The organism is Selenomonas sp. FOBRC9 (assembly GCF_000287655.1).
Taxonomy (GTDB): Bacteria; Bacillota; Negativicutes; order Selenomonadales; family Selenomonadaceae; genus Centipeda; species Centipeda artemidis.
Genome location: NZ_ALJR01000043.1, coordinates 1 through 18,580, shown reverse-complemented (window position 1 = coordinate 18,580; position 18,580 = coordinate 1). Strand labels below are relative to the sequence as shown.

Genomic DNA, 18,580 nt, shown 5'->3' with positions numbered 1-18,580 from the left:
GGTAAGGTCTGAGCGCATTTGTGTCACAGTGCCGCGTGTAATCTCCCGATACAAGGTAGAGCGGGAGATCTTCACCTGCTTTGCAATGTCAGTCTTTGACATACCGGTGGATAGGAGGGCAAAAATTTGTCCGCGCCGATATGGGTCTAGGTGTTTATATGAGCGCGTGGTTGTGGTAGAATGAGTATGGGACATGGCAGCACCTTCTGTTCTGTTTTTGTGGTGAAAACATTGTAACACATTGAGCGCTGCCTGTCCTTTTTTTCTGTCCCACTTCATTTTACCATGAACCTAAAATGTTGTTGCAGAATTTCTCATAAGCCCCTATAATAGTTCATAAGGGGAATGAATCGCACGAAGCGATTCACATAGCCGAGTCTTATGTGTTCGGCACAGAGGGGGAGGTCTTTCCACGCGTGTATACAATTGTGGAAGGATTTTCTTTTTTTGTGTCGAATGGTCATAAGGTACTGATATTCAACCATGGCGGTGCCTGTGCACCCCCCGCCCCGATGCGCTCGGGACGCGGTTTTTTGTGCGCTTTTGGCGCTGTCGGAGGAGGGATATGAAAGACGTATTACTGCCTGTTGTGCGGCGCTTTGCCCGTACGCTCCTCTTGGTGACGATTTCTGTTGCCGCGATGCTGTTTGCGGCGGGCGAGGTGCGTCTCATCGGCGGCGTGCTGGCGGGCTATGCGGCGGGCGCGGCAATCCTTTGGGGCATGTCGTATCGTGTTTGGCGCAGTGCGGGCTTTCCGCCGGCGCGCGCGCGGCGCGAGATGCTGTGGGGACTGGCATTGCGGCTCATGACGCTGTTTTTGATACTCAGCGCCGCCGCACAGATTTCGCCGGCGGTCTTTTGGGCGGCGGCGGGAGGATGTCTCCTCTTTTACGCGCTTTTTATGCTGCATCTCATTGCGGCGCAGGGCAGTCAAAAATGAAGCGGTCGCGGCTTTGCCGCTCACCGCAGTAAGGAGGTAGAGGTTATGCATGAAATCGGTGTTCGCGAAACAGTGCAGTTCGCGGGTCTCACCTTCAACTGGGAAACGCTCGAGATGACGTGGATCACGATGGCGATCGTTCTGCTCATTGCTTTTCTTGCAACGCGCAGTCTAAAGCTCGTCCCGAGCGGCTGGCAGAACGTGGTCGAGATGGTCGTGACGGCGCTTGCCGAGCAGAGCGACACGATGCTCGGGAAACGCGGTCAGTTTCTGTCCCCGTTCATTGTCACGCTCTTTCTGTTCCTGCTCGTTTCGAACTGGGTAGGACTCGTTCCCACGATGGCGTCCCCGACGAACGACTTGAACACCACATTAGGTTTAGCACTTTTGGTCATCTGCATGGTTCATGTGCTGGGCGTCTATATGAAAGGCGGGCATTACATCGCCCACTTCTTTCAGCCGACCCCGGTGTTCGTGATCATCAACGCGATCGAAGAGGTCGCAAAGCCGATCACGCTGGCGTTCCGTCTTTTCGGCAACATTCTGGCGGGCGAGATTCTCATCATCGTTCTGCTCAAACTCATGCCGATCTGGATGCCGGTGCCCTCGGTTCTGTGGCTCGCGTTCAGTATCTTCATCGGCGGAGTACAGGCGGTCATCTTTACGATGCTGTCGATGGCGTATCTTGCCAATGCGGTCAAAGAGGACGAGCACTAATTTGCTCCTCGCATTGACTTTGATGTATTAAAAATTTTAGGTTCAAAATTTAAGGAGGATTTTCTCAATGGAAAACGCAATCATGGTAGCAGCTGCTCTGATCGGTGCGGGCATTACGATGGGTCTGGCGGCGATTGGCGCGGGCATCGGCGACGGTCTCGTTACGAGCAAGTTCATCGAGGGCATCACGCGTCAGCCTGAGGCAAAGGGCGTTCTCTTTACGAATACACTCATCTCCGTCGGTCTGATCGAGGCGATGGCAATCATCGCTACGGTCGTTGCGCTCATCATGCTCTATGCCAACCCGCTCATGAAATAAGTCCCGGGAGGATATGTGCAAAGGAGGCAGCGTAATTGATAGAGCTTAATTCGACTTTTTTTGCTCAGATACTGAACTTCCTCATCCTCGTTATTCTCCTGCGTGCGGTGGCGTATAAACCTGTGCTCAAGATTCTCAAAGAGCGCGAGGACAGGATCGCCGCGAGCATCGACAAGGCTGACGCCGACGCCGCCGAGGCGGCAAAGACGCTCGAAGCCTACAAGGCGGAGCTTGCAGGGGCGCGTACAAAGGCGCAGGAGATCATGGATCTCGCCGAAAAGCGCGCAAGCGAAGAGCATGAGGCAAGCATTCAGGCGACCAAACGCGAGATCGAGCAGATGAAGAAGGCGGCGGAGCAGCAGATGGAGCGCGAACGCGCCCACGCCGTCGAACAGTTAAAGGGCGAGGTTGTCACACTGGCGCTTGCCGCAGCCGGCAAGATCGTCCAGAAGAACCTGGAGAAATCCGACAACGACGCCATCATCGGCGAGTTTATCGCAAAACTCGACGCGCATAAGATTGGTGATGCGACATGCTGAACATGGAGCTTGCACGCAAATACGCCCGCGCGATCTTTGAACTTGCCTGCGAGGAAGACAAGCTGAAGGAGTTCGGCGCGGACATCTCGAAGGTGCAGCGTCTCTATACGGACTGTCCGGAGCTGAAGTTCTACCTCAGCAATCCGAACTTCCAACCGGAGGATAAGAAATCCCTTCTGAAGGAGATCTTCGAGGGCGGCGTTCATGAGCACGTTCTGAATTTCCTGCTGCTGCTCGTGGACAAGAGGCGTATGCATGTGTTCGAAGCCATCAGCGCCATCTTTAACGAACTCTCGAACGAGAAACTCGGCATCGCCGTGGCGGACGTCACGACGGCAGGCGAACCGGACGAGGCGCAGATCGAAGAGCTGCGCAAAAAGCTCGAGAGCGTCACGGGCAAACAGGTATCCCTGCGCCGGCACCGCGACCCCTCGCTCATCGGCGGTGTGGTGGTGCGCATCGGCGACCGCCGCATCGACGGCAGCATCAAAGGACGTCTCGAGGCAATGACGGCAGAGTTAATGGCGAACTAGCGGGGTGACAGCGAAATATGAAAATGAATCCGGAAGAGATTACTTCCATAATTAAGGAACGAATCAAGAACTACGACGTCGACCTGAACGTCAACGACGTCGGCACCGTTCTTGAGGTCGGCGACGGTATCGCCCACATCTACGGCCTGGACAAGGCGATGGCGGGCGAGCTGCTCGACTTTGGCAACGAGGTGTACGGACTGGTTCTGAACCTCGAACAGGAGAGCGTCGGCGCTGTGCTTCTCGGCGGCGAAGCCCTCATCAAGGAAGGCGACACCGTCAAGCGCACGGGGCGCATCATGCAGGTGCCTGTCGGCGAGGCGATGATCGGTCGGGTCGTGGACGCGCTCGGACGCCCCATCGACGGCAAGGGCCCCATCGACACGAAGGAGTTCCGCCCGGTCGAGTCGCCCGCGCCCGGTATCGCGGACCGCAAGAGCGTCCACGAGCCGCTCCAGACGGGTCTGAAGGCGATCGACGCCCTCGTGCCGATCGGCCGCGGACAGCGCGAGCTCATCATCGGCGACCGCGGCACGGGCAAGACGGCGATTGCCGTCGATACGATTCTGAACCAAAAGGGACAGAACTGTATCTGCGTCTACGTCGCCATCGGTCAGAAGGCATCGACCGTCGCGCGCGTTGTCAAGACACTCGAAGACGGCGGCGCTATGGAGTACACGATCGTCGTCGCCGCAACGGCGGCGGACAGCGCACCGCTGCAGTACCTCGCTCCCTATGCGGGCGTTGCGATGGCGGAGTACTTCATGTATAAAGGCGGTCATGCGCTCTGCGTTTATGACGACCTCTCGAAACACGCGGCTGCATACCGCGCCATGTCGCTGCTGCTCCGCCGTCCGCCGGGACGCGAAGCATATCCGGGCGACGTGTTCTACTTACACTCCCGCCTCCTCGAGCGCGCGGCGAAACTCTCCGACGCACTCGGCGCAGGCTCCATTACGGCGCTGCCGATCATCGAGACACTCGCGGGCGACCTCTCGGCGTACATCCCGACGAACGTCATCTCGATCACAGACGGTCAGATCATGCTCGATACCGACTCGTTCTACTCGGGCATCCGCCCGGCGATCAGCGTCGGTCTCTCGGTCTCCCGTGTCGGTGGTTCCGCGCAGATCAAGGCGATGAAACAGGTTGCCGGCACGATGCGTCTTGACCTCGCGCAGTACCGCGAGCTCGCGGCATTCGCGCAGTTCGGCTCCGACCTCGACAAGGCGACGAAGGCGCAGCTCGACCGCGGCGCACGTATGGTCGAGACGCTGAAGCAGGCGCAGTACAGCCCGCTCTCCGTTGCCGAGCAGGTGCTCGTCATCTTCACGGCGGTGCGCGGACACCTCACGGACATCCCCGTGGACAAGGTCGTCACGTTCCACACGGACTTCATCAAGTTCATGCGGGCATCGCATCCCAATATCGCCGCGGCGATTACGGAGAAGAAACAGCTGGACGACGCGCTCGAATCCGAGATCACGCAGGCGATCGGGGAGTTCAAGGACACCATCTCCTACAAAGAAGCGTAAGGAGAGAGGTGACACGAAATGGCCAATTTACAAGACATTCGTCGTCGCATTCGAAGCGTCAAGAGCATCCAGCAGATCACGAACGCCATGGACATGGTCGCGACCTCTCGTCTGCGCCGTGCCAAGGAAGCCGCGAACGCGAATCGACCGTACGCGGAAAAGACCGCGGCGGTCATTCGGAGCGTCGCGGCTGCGGCGGACGACGTATCGCATCCCCTGCTCGAGCGGCATGAGAGCGGCAAGCGTCTCATCCTCGTCATGGCGGCGGACAAAGGTCTCGCGGGCGCCTATTCGAGCAACGCGCTGAAGGCGGCCATGGCGCTGGTCGAGGACAAGGCGAACACGCAGATTGTCACCGTCGGGCGCAAGGCGCGCGATTTCTTCAAAAATCGCTCCTTTGACATTGTGAGCGAGCACATCGGCATCAGCGAAAAGCCGCGCGCACAGCACGCGCAGAAGATCGCGGACGAGCTGATCGCAGCCTTCTCGGAGGGCGGCATCAAGGAAGTCTACATGATCTACACGCGCTTCGTCTCGGCGATTACATGCGTGCCGGAGGCTGTGAAACTCCTCCCGTTCGAAGCGCCGGAGGACGACGGACAGCCGCGTGCACAGTACATCTATGAGCCGGATGCGGAGACCGTACTGGGGCATCTCCTGCCGCAGTACCTCTTCACGACCATCTATGCGGCGCTCCTCCAGTCGGCAGCCAGCGAACTCTCCTCGCGCATGAACGCGATGAGCAACGCAACGGACAACGCCGGCGAACTCATCGGGAAGCTCGATCTGTACTACAACAAAGTGCGACAGGCGGGCATCACGAACGAGATCAACGAAATCGTCGGCGGCGCCGAGGCACTCAAGTGACGCCCATGTACGCAGCATTTTGCGGCATGGAGGTAAGGAGGTTTTCCATTGGCAAAAGGTAAAGTCGTACAGGTCATTGGACCTGTCGTAGATATTGAATTTCCGGCGGGCGAACTGCCGGAGATACTGAGCGCCATCAAGATCGACGGCAAAGCGGCAGATCGGGAGATTCATCTCACGGTCGAAGTCATGCAGCATCTCGGCGACAGTGTCACGCGCTGCATCGCGATGAGCTCCACCGACGGACTCATGCGCGGCATGGCGGCGGAGGACACCGGTTCCCCGATCAAGGTGCCCGTCGGCGAGGCAACGCTTGGACGCGTCTTTAACGTCCTCGGCGAGACGGTCGACCACAACCCGGCGCCCGTCGGGAATACGGAATCGTGGCCGATTCACCGTCCCGCGCCGAAGTTCGACGACCAGGAAACGTCGACCCAGATCCTCGAGACCGGCATCAAGGTCGTCGACCTCATCGCCCCGTATTCGCGCGGCGGTAAGGTCGGACTCTTTGGCGGTGCGGGCGTCGGCAAGACGGTTCTCATCATGGAGCTCATTCACAACATCGCGACCGAGCACGGCGGCTATTCCGTCTTCGCCGGCGTCGGCGAGCGTACCCGCGAGGGCAATGACCTCTGGTCGGAGATGACCGAGTCGGGCGTTATCGACAAGACCGCGCTCGTCTATGGCCAGATGAACGAGCCGCCCGGCGCGCGTATGCGCGTCGCGCTGACGGGGCTCACGATGGCGGAGTACTTCCGCGACGTGCAGGGACAGGACGTGCTGCTCTTCATCGACAACATCTTCCGTTTCATCCAGGCAGGTTCCGAGGTCTCGGCGCTGCTCGGACGTATGCCGTCCGCCGTCGGTTATCAGCCGACGCTGACGACCGACGTCGGCGCGCTGCAGGAGCGCATCACCTCGACGAAGAAGGGCTCCATCACGTCCGTGCAGGCGGTCTACGTTCCCGCGGACGACCTCACCGACCCCGCGCCGGCGGCAACGTTCACGCATCTCGATGCGACGACCGTTCTCTCCCGTCAGATCGCGGAGCTCGGCATCTATCCCGCCGTCGACCCGCTTGACTCCACCTCGCGTATCCTCGACCCGAACGTCATCGGGCAGGAGCACTACGAGGTTGCGCGCGGCGTACAGGCAGTTCTGCAGAAATACAAAGAGCTGCAGGACATCATCGCCATCCTCGGTATGGAGGAACTCTCCGACGAGGATAAGCTGACCGTTTCGCGCGCGCGCAAGATCCAGCGCTTCCTCTCGCAGCCGTTCGCGGTTGCCGAGGTCTTTACCGGCTCTCCGGGCAAATACGTCGCGCTCAAGGACACCATCCGCGGTTTCAGAGAGATCCTCGACGGCAAGTACGACGAGCTCCCCGAGGCGGCGTTCTACATGGTCGGCGGCATTGAGGAGGCCATCGAGAAGGCGAAGAAACTCAAAGAGGAGGAATAATCGATGGCGACCATCCAGCTGGAGATTGTCTCTCCCGACCGCGTGGTCTACGCCGCCGATATCGACATGCTCATCGCCCGCTCTACGGGCGGCGAGATCGGCATCCTGCCGAAGCACATCCCACTCGTTACGGGACTTCAGCCGCATGCCATGAAGATTCATGTCGACGGCGGAACCGAGCAGCTCTTTGCAGTTGCGGGCGGCTTCATGGAAGTCACCCCGGAGAAGATCACCGTCCTCGCCACGGCTGCCGAAGAGCCGGACGAGATCGACATCAACCGTGCCCAGCGCGCCTATGACCGCGCGCAGGCACGTCTCAAACGTCTGCGCGAAGGCGGCGTGGAGGACGGCGGTGCAGCCATTGACGAGCATCGCGCCGCGCTTGCCCTCAAGCGCGCCGTCGCACGCCTGCAGGCAACGCACACAGCCATAAAGGCGTAAAAGAAGAAAACACCCTCGCCGCACAGATGCGGCGGGGGTGTTTTTATGCTTTGCCGAATTGTTATACAGTTAGGATATTTGCCTTATTGCGCAGTGCTTTGTATTATTATACAATAGAAATGATGATAGAGGAAACTGAGAGGTGCATGTATGAATCGTCAGATCTGTTGTGCTGTGTTTTGTGCGCTCGCGCTGTCCGGAACAGCAAGTCACGTTTATGCCGCACCGGGGGACGGCAGCCGGCAGGAACAGTTGGACGAGGCACGTCGACAGGAGGACGAACGGGAAGCTCGACGCCGGGAACCTTCCATACATCTGACCCCGGGAGACGTACAGGCACAGCCGGCAGAGACAGCACCGAACGGGCAGACCTTTCTCATCAACGAAATCACATTGCGAAATGCCGCCGATCGATGGAACTTCCTCACGCGCATCACAAAACAATACGAAGGCAGAGAGCTGGATCTGAGCGCTGTCAACACGCTGCTGCGCGAACTCAATCAAAAGCTGCTGGCGCGCGGCTATGTCACCACGCGCGTTACACTGCCGGAGCAGAACCTCAGGGGCGGACATCTCGTCCTCGACCTCCGGATCGGATACATGGGCGAGATGAAGTATGCCGAGGGCAGCCCGCACATCCCGTGGAGGAATTCCTTTCCCATACGTAAGGGAGACGTTTTGAACCTGCGCGCCCTTGAGCAGGGCGTCGAGCAGATGCACAAAGTATCGTCGCAGCGCGTCGACATCCGCCTCATTCCCTCCGACCGGGAGGGATACAGCGATGTGGAACTCACCGTGCAGCGCGGGAGAAACGTCTTCGGCATCATTTCCGTCGACAACTCGGGACTTGACGCCACAGGGAAATTGCAGGCAGGCTTTACACTCGGCATCGACAGCCCCACGGGCGCGAGCGATCTCCTGCGTCTTGGCTTTGACCTGGACGGCGCCCATGACGGCTATCGGAGGGGCACGCGCGGCAAGAATTTCTACTATGCCGTTCCGCTCGGTTACGACACCCTCTCTCTTTCGCATTATCGGAGCGATTACCGGCAGACCGTGCACGTGCGGCCGTATCCGTTCGTCAGCGGCGGTGCATCGCGTACGACCAGGCTGACATGGAACCGGGTTCTATCCCGGACGCAGACCGGAAAAACGGCATTTGAAGTGAGTATCCGAAAGAGAGATTCGGAACAAAGCATCAACGGTGTGCGCATTCCCATCCAGGACAAAAAGATGACCTCCCTGGAGTTCGGCATCTCTCAAAAACAGAATATCGGCAGCGCACAGCTCTTTGGGCGGCTGTCGCACCGCATGGGCGTCGATTGGTTCGGCGCCCAGAGAGAAAACCCGCATCCCGACGCCCCAAAGTCGAGGTACCGGATGTGGCTGCTCGATCTCGACTACCAAAAACCCATCCCGATGGGAAAACGCCGGGGCACTTTTACATCCTCCTTTCACGGACAGTGGACTGCCGAAGGAAAACGGCTCTACGGCGCAGACATGGTGAGCATCGGCGGACGCTATACCGTACGTGGATTTGACGGAGAATATACGCTTACGGGAGAGAGCGGCTGGTACTGGCAGAATGAAATCGCCGCATATTTCCAAGAACTCGACGCGAGCCTTTACATCGGCCTTGACCTCGGCATGATCTACGGATCAAGCGTAGAGACGCAGTTCGGCCACAGCCTCATGGGCGCGGTGCTTGGTGTGCGCGGTGCCGTCGCGAAGGACTTCACCTATGACCTCTTCATTGCCGCACCGATCCGGCGCCCTCCGGGATTTCCCGCCGACCGTATGACCACAGGATTCCGCGCCGCGTTGAAATTTTAGACGCCCGGGATTTTTAAGATATTGATATAAGACGTATACACACATCAGGACAAAAGAGAGGACGCCCCCATGATCCGCAAAAAGATACTCGCAAAGCGCATCGCAGCCTATCTAACGCTCGGGATGTTCACATTTCAGCAGATCAGCTTCGCCGCGGCCGTCCCCGACGAGGCAGCCCCCGAAGAGCGGCGTCCCATCGTCACGTCGGCAGATAACGGCGTTCCCGTCGTCAACATCGCAGCAACGAACGGCGCGGGCGTCTCCATCAACGAGTACAGCGAACTCAGCATCGATCCCGCAGGACTCATCCTCAACAACGGCTATACCATTTCCAGAACCGAACTTGCGGGCTGGATTGACCGCAACCCGAACCTCGCCTATGGTCCCGCGCAGATCATCGTGAATCAGGTAACGGGCGCAGGCATCACCAACATGAACGGCTTCCTCGAAGTCGCGGGCGGCAGAGCCGACGTCGTCATTGCCAACGAAAACGGCATCCGTGTCAGCGGCGGCGGCTTTATCAACACGGATCGGGCGGTGCTCACCACAGGGCGCCCTGAATTCGGCAGCAACGACTCCCTTGAACGTATCCGCGTCACCGAGGGAGTCGTTTCCTTTGAGGGAAAAGGAATCGACGCCCGCGGAGCGAGCAGCCTCGAAGTCCTCACCCGTGCCGAGCAAATCAACGCCGACATCTTCGCCAATCACACAACGCACATCGGCGGCGCGAACGACATCTCCTATGGCAGTCTTACCGCAGCGCCGATCGAAGGCACGGGCGAAACACCCGCGGTCACCCTCGACGCTGCAGCCGTCGGCGGCATGTACGCAAACAAGATCCGTCTCGTCGGCACGGAGAAAGGACTCGGCGTCAACATGGGCGGCAAACTCGTCGCCTCCGAAGCCGCTGCCATCGACGCCGACGGCACACTGCATGTCACAGGTCTCATAAACAGCGGCGGAAGTACAGCGGTAACCGCCGAGAAAATACAGCTCGACGAAGGCGGCCGCATCTACGGAAATGACATCTCCATCAAAGCAGACAGCCTCGTTAATCAACGAAACGAAGAACTTGAGCAAAACCTCCAAAAAGAAGTTCGTCTCCTCAAAGAGAAATCCGAAGCCCTCGACGCCGTCGTTCGGCAGGACGTCACGCAGCTGCGCGGCGCAAGAGCGCAGCGCAGGTATCAACTGGATATCAAAGAAGCGACCGCAGCCTATGAACAGCAGCGAGAACGCACAGAAGCCGCACGCACAGCACTCGCAAACCATGAAGCGAGCGCCGTTGCCGCGCGCAGGAACCTCAGCGTAGAAGCGGGAACGATCAAAAACAGCGCCGACAGCATTCTCTACAGCGGCAGCGACATGACACTCAATGCCAAAGATACCGTCGTGAACAGCGGCGGGCGCATCGAGAGCGGCGGCAATATGCGCATCACCGCGCCGACCGTTCGGAACGAGAACAGCGCGTTTTCCGTCCAGCGCGTTGTCAGTCCCCTGCGGAGCAACCCCGTGCGCATCCGTATCGACGAGCCCGGCAACCGCGAGGAGGGACAGACCTTTGACGCCGGCGAATTTGATAAAATAGATAACGGATACGGTGCATACCACCGGGGCAATCCCGACAAATTCCAGCTGTGTACCTTTATCCACACCCAGACCCAGACCTCCGAGAACGCCCTTCGCATGACGAATGCCGGTGTCATCGAGAGCGGCGGCAATCTTACCGTTGCCGGCAGCCTCGTAAATGACAACAGCCAAGTCGTCGCCGGGAAACATCTCAGCATCACGGGGGCGACAGACAATATTGCGGCGCAGACCGACCGGAGAACCGTCACATTCGGCTATACACGGGCGAGTTATACCGATCGGAGAAACCGTATTCATAAAGGCCATGTACGCAAATACCGCAGCGCCGTCTTCATGACCCCGCAGGCAGAAGACGCACAGCCGCGCTCCCTCGGCATCGCAGCATTGGGGGATAAAGAAGACGTCACCCTCGCAACCCGCAGGAACGTGAACGGCTTTCTCGATCCCTTCTCCATCGATAAGACCGCGCAGGAACACCTGCGCCTCGGCGACGGTATCACCACGCTCAAGGATCCGGGCGCGCTTTTCAAGCTCCATCCCGAACCCGGAGCGAAGTATCTCATCGAGGCCGATCCCGCCTTTACGGATAAGAAGAGGTTCCTCTCCTCGGACTACATGCTCGAACAGCTCAAATGGGATCCCGACAAGATACAGAAACGCCTCGGCGACGGATTCTACGAGCGGCGGCTGATCATTGATCAGATATTGCAGCGTACAGGCACAATCCCGGGCGGGGATGAAGATGCCGACGCCGCGATCAAGGCACTCATGGACGCGGGCATCGCAGCCGCCAAAGATTTGCAGCTTGCGCCGGGCATTGCCCTCTCCAAAGAACAGATCGCAAAGCTGAAGAGCGACATCATCTGGATCGAAGAGCAGGAAGTAGAAGTGGGCGGCATCCGCGAAAAAGTCCTCGTGCCGCACGTCTACTTCACATCGACCAAGGGGCTCACACTCAGCCCCGATGGCAGCATCATCAGCGCGCGCAGCATCGACATTCAAACGCAGGAGGATGTTCATAACGCGGGACTCATCCTTGGCAAAGAGGATCTTCGCGTGGATGCGAAGAACTTTGCAAACGAGGGAGATATCTACGCAGGAACGGCAGCCGTCAAAACGAGCGGCGACATCCGTCAAAACGGCAGCATCACCGCAGAAAGAAAAGCAGAACTCACCGCGGGTGGAAGCATTTCCTCTGAAAACAACATCGAGCATTTCGCCCATCAAGACGTCGTCCGGCGTATGGCAGATATCTCCGTCACGGGAGATGACGGTACGCTCACTTTGGACGCCCAAAAGGACATCGATCTCAAGGGCGCGACCCTCTCCGCGGGAGGAAAGAATGCTGCCGTAATAGTCAACGCGGGAGAGAACATTCGCCTCACGACAGATACCCTCTCCGCAGATAAAGACATGACCCAGAGCGGAGATAACTATCTTCGTACCAAGCGGAGCACAGAGCTCGGCACAACGATCAAAGCGGGCAGCGACGTCTCTCTCCATGCGGGAGAAAACATCGAAGCACGCGCCGCCTACATCCGCAGCGACGAGGGCAGCGTCACCCTCAACGCAGACAAAGACATCTCCCTCACCGCAGGGAGGGAAATCTCGGACGACGCCTATGGGATCAAATACAAATCCCAAGGGCTTCTTTCGAGTACCACAACCACCGTCCGATCGCGCCGCGAGAGCGACCATGCCATAGGAACAACGATCAGCGGAAAGAACGTCGACATCGCAGCGGATAACGACATCGAACTTAGAGCCGCGAATATCGCCGCGGATGAGAACGCCGCGGTTCGTGCAAAAGGCACCGTCAGCCTCACCCCCGAAGCGCAGAGAGACATCACCGAGAACTATAAGAGCGTCAAGAAATCCGGCATCATGGGACAGGGATTCGGCGTCTTCATCGGCACCAAGAAGACCACCGACACCTACGAAGGAGACGCCCTCACCCGGCAGGGCACCACCATCGCCGCAAAGGGCAGCATCAGCATCTCAGCGGATCAGGACGCACACCTCACCAACGCCGCACTCTATGCGGGCAAGGATGCAGCCATCACCGCCGCAGGCGTCAAACTTGACGGCAAAGACAATATCATCAAGGAAAAGTATACGCACGAAGTATCGCAGTCAGGGCTTTCTATCAGCCTTGGCGGAGCGGTCATGGATACCTACAATGACATTGCACGTCCTGTGCGGCGCATCGGCGCAGTCCGGGATGATCGGTTGAGAGGACTGTACGCATGGGAAATCGGCAGAAAACTCTATGACCTCACGAAGAAGCCTGCGGACGGCATAGCGAGATACAAAGAACTCCTCAAAGGAAAGAATGCATTCGGACTCAATATAGGACTCGGCAGCTCGCGCTCATCGAGCACGACGGAGATCCTCTCGCACGAGAACACAGGCAGTAAAATAGAGGCCGGTACCGACCTCTCCCTTCGTGCGCGCGAAAATGACATCTCCATGACAGGAGGAACCCTCCAAGGAAAGAATGTCACATTGGAGGCGAAGAACAACATCGACCTGCACGCCGCAGAGAATACCACGCATACCGTGACCAAAGAACGCTCGAGCTCCGCAGGCGTCAGTGCCACCTACACCTTTGGTGCAGGGATCACGAGTGTCGGCATCAACGCAGAACGCGCCGCCAGTGACGGCATCGGAGACCGCACAACCTATACCCCTGCCATCATACAAGCACAAGAAAAACTCTCCATGACCTCGGGCGCAGATACCAACATCATCGGCTCGCAGGCATCGGGCAAAAAGGTCGATATGCACATCGGCGGCAATCTCAACATCGAGAGCCTGCAGGAAAAAGACGACTACAGAGAGAAAAACTCCTCGTCGGGCTTCAACATCAGCGCATCCATGAGCGGCGGGATCAACACCAACGATCCCGACATTGCCGCCTCCTACAGCAAAGGGAAGATCCACTCCAACTGGAAGAGCGCCACAGGGCAGGCAGGCATCTATGCAGGCGCAGACGGCTTCGATATTCATGTAAAGAAGAATACCGACCTCAAGGGCTCCGTTATTGCAAGCGAAGCGGCTTCCGATAAGAACACGCTCTCCACGGGAACCCTCACCTATGGAAACATAGAGAACAGCGCCTCTTACAGCGCGAGCAGCAAAGGGCTTTCGTACCGTAAATTCGCAAGCGGTGCATACGGCGCAGGAGAAGGCTACAACATGAAAGGGCTCACGCCCGTTCTTTCCGTCCCCGCCCAAGGCGATGCGGCAAGCACAACCAAATCTGCTATTGCCCCGGGCAGTATTGACGTGCGTAAAAACCCGAATCAAGACCTCTCAGACCTTAGCAGAAACACAAGCAATGCACTGAACGAGCTTGGGAGAATCTTTGACAAAAAGAAAATAGAAGAGCAGCAGGAACTTGCCGCCGTCTTCGGCGAAGAGGCATACCGACTCGCCCATAACATGAAAGACGACGGGAGCGGCAGAAAGATCCTTGTTCACGCAGCCATCGGCGGCATCATGAGCAGCATCACGGGCGCGGGCTTCACTTCGGGTGCCGTAGGTGCAGGGCTGAACGAAGCCGTGATCAAGGAAATTGACAAGATTGCCAAGCATGACCCGGGCGCAGCACAAATCGTCAGCGCCATCATCGGTGCGGCAGCAGCTAAGGCTGTTGGAGGAACAGCGGGCGCGGGTGCATCTGCGGCAACAAGCGGGACGAAGAATAATCTTTTTTGGTTTGTTCCAATATTTGCGGGAGCAATAGGAGAAACTGCTCTTGCGGGAATAGGGACAGAATTGCTTATAGCAGGCGGCGCAGTTGTGGGAGCCGTTATAGGTAGTGTTGGCGCCTATGTGATCATAGATTCTTTTGGTAATCCTATCGCACGATTCGAAGAAAAAACTGGTCAGTGGGTTTCTGAAGCAACAGGAGCACCAATACAAAATATATCAACTTATGTAAAAAAGAAAACGGTTGATGGTCTTTCAGAATACGAACTTCCTGAAGTAATTGTTTATGGGAACAAGTCGAAAATAAGAGGGGAAGTGAATAAAAATAATACGACAATATTGCCGGAATCAGGGGCTATATTTGTCACTCCTCCAACGGATATTAAAAAGCCAAAAGTTGAAAAGACACCACCGATTGGAGATGATAAATGGAGAGAACCTTATATAGAAAATATGCCTATAACTGAGGAGCAAGGTGCTCAGACAACGGCACATTCTACTCCTCCTCCTATTGATTTTCGTATACCTCCGACAAGTACAGGAATCTTAACGGGACCGATGATCTATGCTGTATGGAAGTCACGGGAGCCTAATTCTGATGTGTGGAAACCGATCTCAGAAAAACTACGGACAGATAACGTAGATCTCAGTGGTTGGGATAAAGGGAGTTTCGATTCTGTGCAAGATGCTGTTGCACGTCACTTCGCTAAACATGGAGCAGAAGTCGGAGCCGCTACTGTAGGTCAATATCTTGAGATGGCAAAACAATGGGCAACAAATGGGAAGAAAAATGCAAAAAAATCTAAAGTCCATGGCTACCGCGATAATGTAATACGGTATTCCAAGAACAATAGATATATTGATTTGGTTGATGGTTCATCGAGCAAAATCGTTTCTTATGGAAAAGTAGATCCAAGTAAATAATTTGATATTGAATGGAGATAACATATGAATAAATGGAAGGAACTTCGAATTGAAGGTATACGTTCAATAGAGAAATGCATTATAGAATATGAAGTATGGGAAGAGTGCAAAACCCCGTGGAGTGCCTTTAGAGTAAAAATTTTTGAACAGCAGGCAGGAGGTTTTTATGGTTTTACAAATCTTATGGTGAGGAATGAACAAGGAATATTTGAGCGTGGAAATGGACGAGGAATGACCTGCGATAGGGCATTCAAGGATACGTTACGCGATTTTTTTCGAAAACTGGAACGAAAACCGCATTGGGACAATGATTTGGATTTTGCATATTATGAAGATATTACACCACACCACAATGCAAAGATCATTGAAACTGAGATAGAGAAAGCTTTAAGGGAGAAAACATCTCCTCCTCAACCGATTTACAAAGCATATGACAGCTATTTTATTACGGATGAGATACGAAGAAAACTGCACAGCACATTCTTCTTTGAGTTTATAAAGGGGGCAGATCGAGGAAAATGCTGGTATCCCGATTCACGGTACTTATCTGTTCAATTCTTTGATGATTACAGGCTTTACGATACGTTGTTCTCTAAAGCACTTCCAAATTTTTCTTATTATGGACTGACACATGTATCACGTCTTGAATGGGAGAAGTTAAAAATAGTTGCACAAGAAACCGGAGGTATAGAAAGAGCATTGATTTTAGAACTTGAACCATGGGTGGAATCTTGTTACAAAACGGAGGATGTTTTTACAATTTATGGTATATAATTTCATTAATATATAGGAATTGTTGCTATATACTACTTGTGAGGTAAGAACATGCTATATGAAAACGATCCGTTGCTCGGAACTGTCGAAAAACGAAATCCATATGCAGCAGAATTCAATATTTATGACGACCATCTAACCACAAAAAAGAAATTTAAGGTAAGAATATATTGTGAAGAGGATAAAGCCGGGTATATAGGTTATGCAAATTTACGGGTTGAGAATAGCGCAGGCCTTTTTGATTATTGTATGGGAGAAGGCATAACAATTGAAGAGGCTTTGAAAAACACTTTGAATAGCCTTATCCGCCAAGTGAATGCGCTGGATTCAATTACGGATAAAAAATTTGAATGGATCGACAATACTTATAATGTGTGATGAATATTTCTATGAGAGGCGCCATATGAATGAATGGAAGACAATACAATTAGATCATATTCTCGCTATAGAAAAATGTGTCGGCGAATACAACGTAGAGGAAGAACTTGAAACTCCATGGTGTGGATTTAAGGTGAAAATCTTTGAGCGTCAGACGGGAGGTTTTCACGGTTATACGAATATTATTCTAAAAGATTCTACGGGAGAATTTGAACAAGGCAAAGGGGAGGGAGCAACTGCTGAAGAGGCCTTTATCAATACGGTACAGGACTTCTTTTCTAGATGTTTTCAAAAAGGGACAACAGGAGACAACATAACTTTCGCAGCATTTGACGATATTGCTGTATATGATTTCTAAATCTTTATGAGTTTTTCTGTGCCACACAAACTAACTTCCATTTTCCTTCCCTATCAGCCGTTATCTCCTTTTCCCATGAACATAGATGGTATTGGGAGGAGAGCGGAAAATCTGCTAGAAAATAGTTTGGAGGCCTTGTTTTGAAGAGAGGGGTAAGTTTTTGTATTCCCAATGAATGGGGAAAATATCTATGTGACGTGCTAAAACCTGTTATATGTACTCATCGGTTTTATTGGGAAATATATGATGACGAGGCATGGGAAAAAATAGATGGAGTAGAATTAGAACTTTTCAAGAAGAGGAAGTATATATCTGATGAATTTAACAGGTTAATTTCGTCGGGGGAGTATTATATCGTTTCCGGTAGGTTAGCCGCATATGATGTATTTGAAGGTTGTTCTAGTAAATTCTCTACATATGAAGACTTTCAGAAGAGTTGTTGCCAAATACTGTTATTTATAACGGATAGTATTTTTATAGAGATATATTGTAAAAACCCGCAATATACGAATATCCTTTATGAGAATGCGATCGAGAAAAATTTTTCGGCGATCGAATATATAACTGATGAAAATGATGGTCGTACAGAGTTTTAAGCAGAAAAGGACTTTCCTATCGTAAATTCGCAAACGGTGCATACGGCGCAGGAGAAGGCTATAACATGAAAGGGCTCACGCCCGTTCTTTCCGTCCCCGCCCAAGGCGATGCAGCAAGCACAACCAAATCTGCCATCATTGCCCCCGGGCAGCATTGATGTGCGCGAGCATCTGAATCAAGAACGCTCTGCTCTCGGCAGAGACACAGCAAAATTAATAAAAATTAGAAGCTGTAGTAAATGGTGTCAAGTATATAGTAGGTCTTACGGACGGAAACGTCGGTCAATTTTACATACCATCATTTGGAGGTCCCGCATGTTCATATGCAAATCATTCTTATTGGATCTTCGTTGTACGATATTAGATCTAGACAATATAGACCCTACAATCTTCACAGAAGTAACGGATATCGAAGGGATTAGAAAAATTGCTCAGTATGTTGACAAAGAATACTTAGAAGGTGCGATTTTACTAAGTTACTATGATGATCCAATATTGTCGTTTAGTGATTGGGATCCTATGGTATCTCTTTGGATATATTTTGCTATGGCCGTAGAAGAAATTTTAAATACCGGAGAAGCTCACTTCTGTATGCCGGACCACCCGGGGGATCTATCTTTCAAAGAACACCCGAGCGGCTTCATAAAGCTTCATACCGATTGGAACGATAAACGATATTGGCTGCCGGAAAAAGAGTTCTTAGGCGTTCTGTTACAGGGCGCAATTATTTTTTTCAAAACAACTGATGAGGGGTTGTGTCTCAACAGAAAATATATTAAATATATAAATTACTGCGAAGAATTACTTGAAAAAGTGCAAGAGCGCTTTCAGTGGGGCTATCATAGCTATCTTAGTCTCCCTAACGAATAAAATTCAAGAACGAGATTTCGGGAGGAATAGATCGTGGAACGAATTTCGGATAACGAAATGAGAGATATTTTGAGCAGCATCAACTTTGTGGAGCGCTACCAGGCACTCTGCATACCATATGCTATTGGTGCAAAGAACAGCTTTGAGAACTATGACAACAAACGCGTACTAGAGATTCTTTCGGAGGTGGG

The 18,580-nt window shown here is 54.0% G+C and carries 17 protein-coding genes; 16 read left to right on the top strand and 1 reads right to left on the bottom strand.

Going from position 1 to position 18,580, the window contains the following annotated elements; genetic code table 11:
* On the bottom strand, positions 1–195 hold a 195-nt coding region (locus HMPREF1147_RS12430), incomplete at its 3' end, for a helix-turn-helix domain-containing protein (RefSeq protein ID WP_369791751.1).
* Between the two features lie 370 nt (positions 196–565).
* Here HMPREF1147_RS12430 and HMPREF1147_RS10045 point away from each other — a divergent pair.
* The 16 genes from HMPREF1147_RS10045 (at position 566) to HMPREF1147_RS09970 (ending at position 18,389) form a co-directional block, all read left to right on the top strand.
* Positions 566–940 (top strand): hypothetical protein, encoded by a 375-nt coding sequence (locus HMPREF1147_RS10045; RefSeq protein ID WP_009439297.1) that lies wholly within the window; start codon positions 566–568, stop codon positions 938–940.
* Between the two features lie 45 nt (positions 941–985).
* Positions 986–1,657, top strand: a complete 672-nt coding sequence (gene atpB / locus HMPREF1147_RS10040; protein ID WP_009439476.1) for a F0F1 ATP synthase subunit A — start codon at positions 986–988, stop codon at positions 1,655–1,657.
* 67 nt (positions 1,658–1,724) lie between these two features.
* Complete coding sequence (atpE, locus tag HMPREF1147_RS10035; protein WP_009349337.1) at positions 1,725–1,976, top strand: F0F1 ATP synthase subunit C; 252 nt, start codon at positions 1,725–1,727, stop codon at positions 1,974–1,976.
* Positions 1,977–2,011: 35 nt separating this feature from the next.
* Positions 2,012–2,515: a F0F1 ATP synthase subunit B gene (gene atpF / locus HMPREF1147_RS10030; RefSeq protein WP_009349336.1), complete on the top strand. Its 504-nt coding sequence runs from the start codon at positions 2,012–2,014 to the stop codon at positions 2,513–2,515.
* The gene (gene atpH, locus HMPREF1147_RS10025) at positions 2,509–3,048 is read left to right on the top strand and encodes an ATP synthase F1 subunit delta (RefSeq protein WP_037351462.1); all 540 of its coding nucleotides are present in this window, start codon (positions 2,509–2,511) and stop codon (positions 3,046–3,048) included. The genes atpF and atpH overlap by 7 nt, the downstream gene beginning before the upstream one ends.
* Before the next feature lie 17 nt (positions 3,049–3,065).
* Positions 3,066–4,583 (top strand): F0F1 ATP synthase subunit alpha, encoded by a 1,518-nt coding sequence (gene atpA / locus HMPREF1147_RS10020; protein WP_009658765.1) that lies wholly within the window; start codon positions 3,066–3,068, stop codon positions 4,581–4,583.
* Positions 4,584–4,601: 18 nt separating this feature from the next.
* A complete protein-coding gene (atpG, locus tag HMPREF1147_RS10015; RefSeq protein WP_009349333.1) occupies positions 4,602–5,450 on the top strand; it encodes an ATP synthase F1 subunit gamma in 849 nt (282 codons plus the stop codon).
* Positions 5,451–5,498: 48 nt separating this feature from the next.
* Positions 5,499–6,911: a F0F1 ATP synthase subunit beta gene (atpD, locus tag HMPREF1147_RS10010; protein WP_009349332.1), complete on the top strand. Its 1,413-nt coding sequence runs from the start codon at positions 5,499–5,501 to the stop codon at positions 6,909–6,911.
* A gap of 3 nt (positions 6,912–6,914) precedes the next feature.
* Positions 6,915–7,352, top strand: a complete 438-nt coding sequence (locus HMPREF1147_RS10005; RefSeq protein ID WP_009658774.1) for a F0F1 ATP synthase subunit epsilon — start codon at positions 6,915–6,917, stop codon at positions 7,350–7,352.
* Between the two features lie 150 nt (positions 7,353–7,502).
* A complete protein-coding gene (locus tag HMPREF1147_RS10000; protein ID WP_037351459.1) occupies positions 7,503–9,185 on the top strand; it encodes a ShlB/FhaC/HecB family hemolysin secretion/activation protein in 1,683 nt (560 codons plus the stop codon).
* 69 nt (positions 9,186–9,254) lie between these two features.
* Positions 9,255–15,413 carry a hemagglutinin repeat-containing protein gene (locus tag HMPREF1147_RS09995; RefSeq protein WP_009658764.1) on the top strand — a complete coding sequence of 2,053 codons (6,159 nt, stop codon included), beginning with the start codon at positions 9,255–9,257 and terminating at the stop codon, positions 15,411–15,413.
* A 24-nt stretch (positions 15,414–15,437) separates the two neighbouring features.
* A complete protein-coding gene (locus HMPREF1147_RS09990; protein ID WP_009658767.1) occupies positions 15,438–16,187 on the top strand; it encodes a hypothetical protein in 750 nt (249 codons plus the stop codon).
* Positions 16,188–16,238: 51 nt separating this feature from the next.
* Complete coding sequence (locus HMPREF1147_RS09985) at positions 16,239–16,565, top strand: hypothetical protein (protein ID WP_037351456.1); 327 nt, start codon at positions 16,239–16,241, stop codon at positions 16,563–16,565.
* 25 nt (positions 16,566–16,590) lie between these two features.
* On the top strand, positions 16,591–16,923 hold the full coding sequence (locus tag HMPREF1147_RS09980) for a hypothetical protein (RefSeq protein ID WP_009658772.1): 333 nt from the start codon (positions 16,591–16,593) through the stop codon (positions 16,921–16,923).
* Between the two features lie 140 nt (positions 16,924–17,063).
* Entirely contained in the window at positions 17,064–17,519 is a 456-nt protein-coding gene (locus HMPREF1147_RS09975) for a DUF2691 family protein (protein WP_037351452.1), read from the top strand.
* Positions 17,520–17,834: 315 nt separating this feature from the next.
* The gene (locus tag HMPREF1147_RS09970) at positions 17,835–18,389 is read left to right on the top strand and encodes a hypothetical protein (RefSeq protein WP_009658770.1); all 555 of its coding nucleotides are present in this window, start codon (positions 17,835–17,837) and stop codon (positions 18,387–18,389) included.
* Positions 18,390–18,580 lie beyond the last annotated feature (191 nt).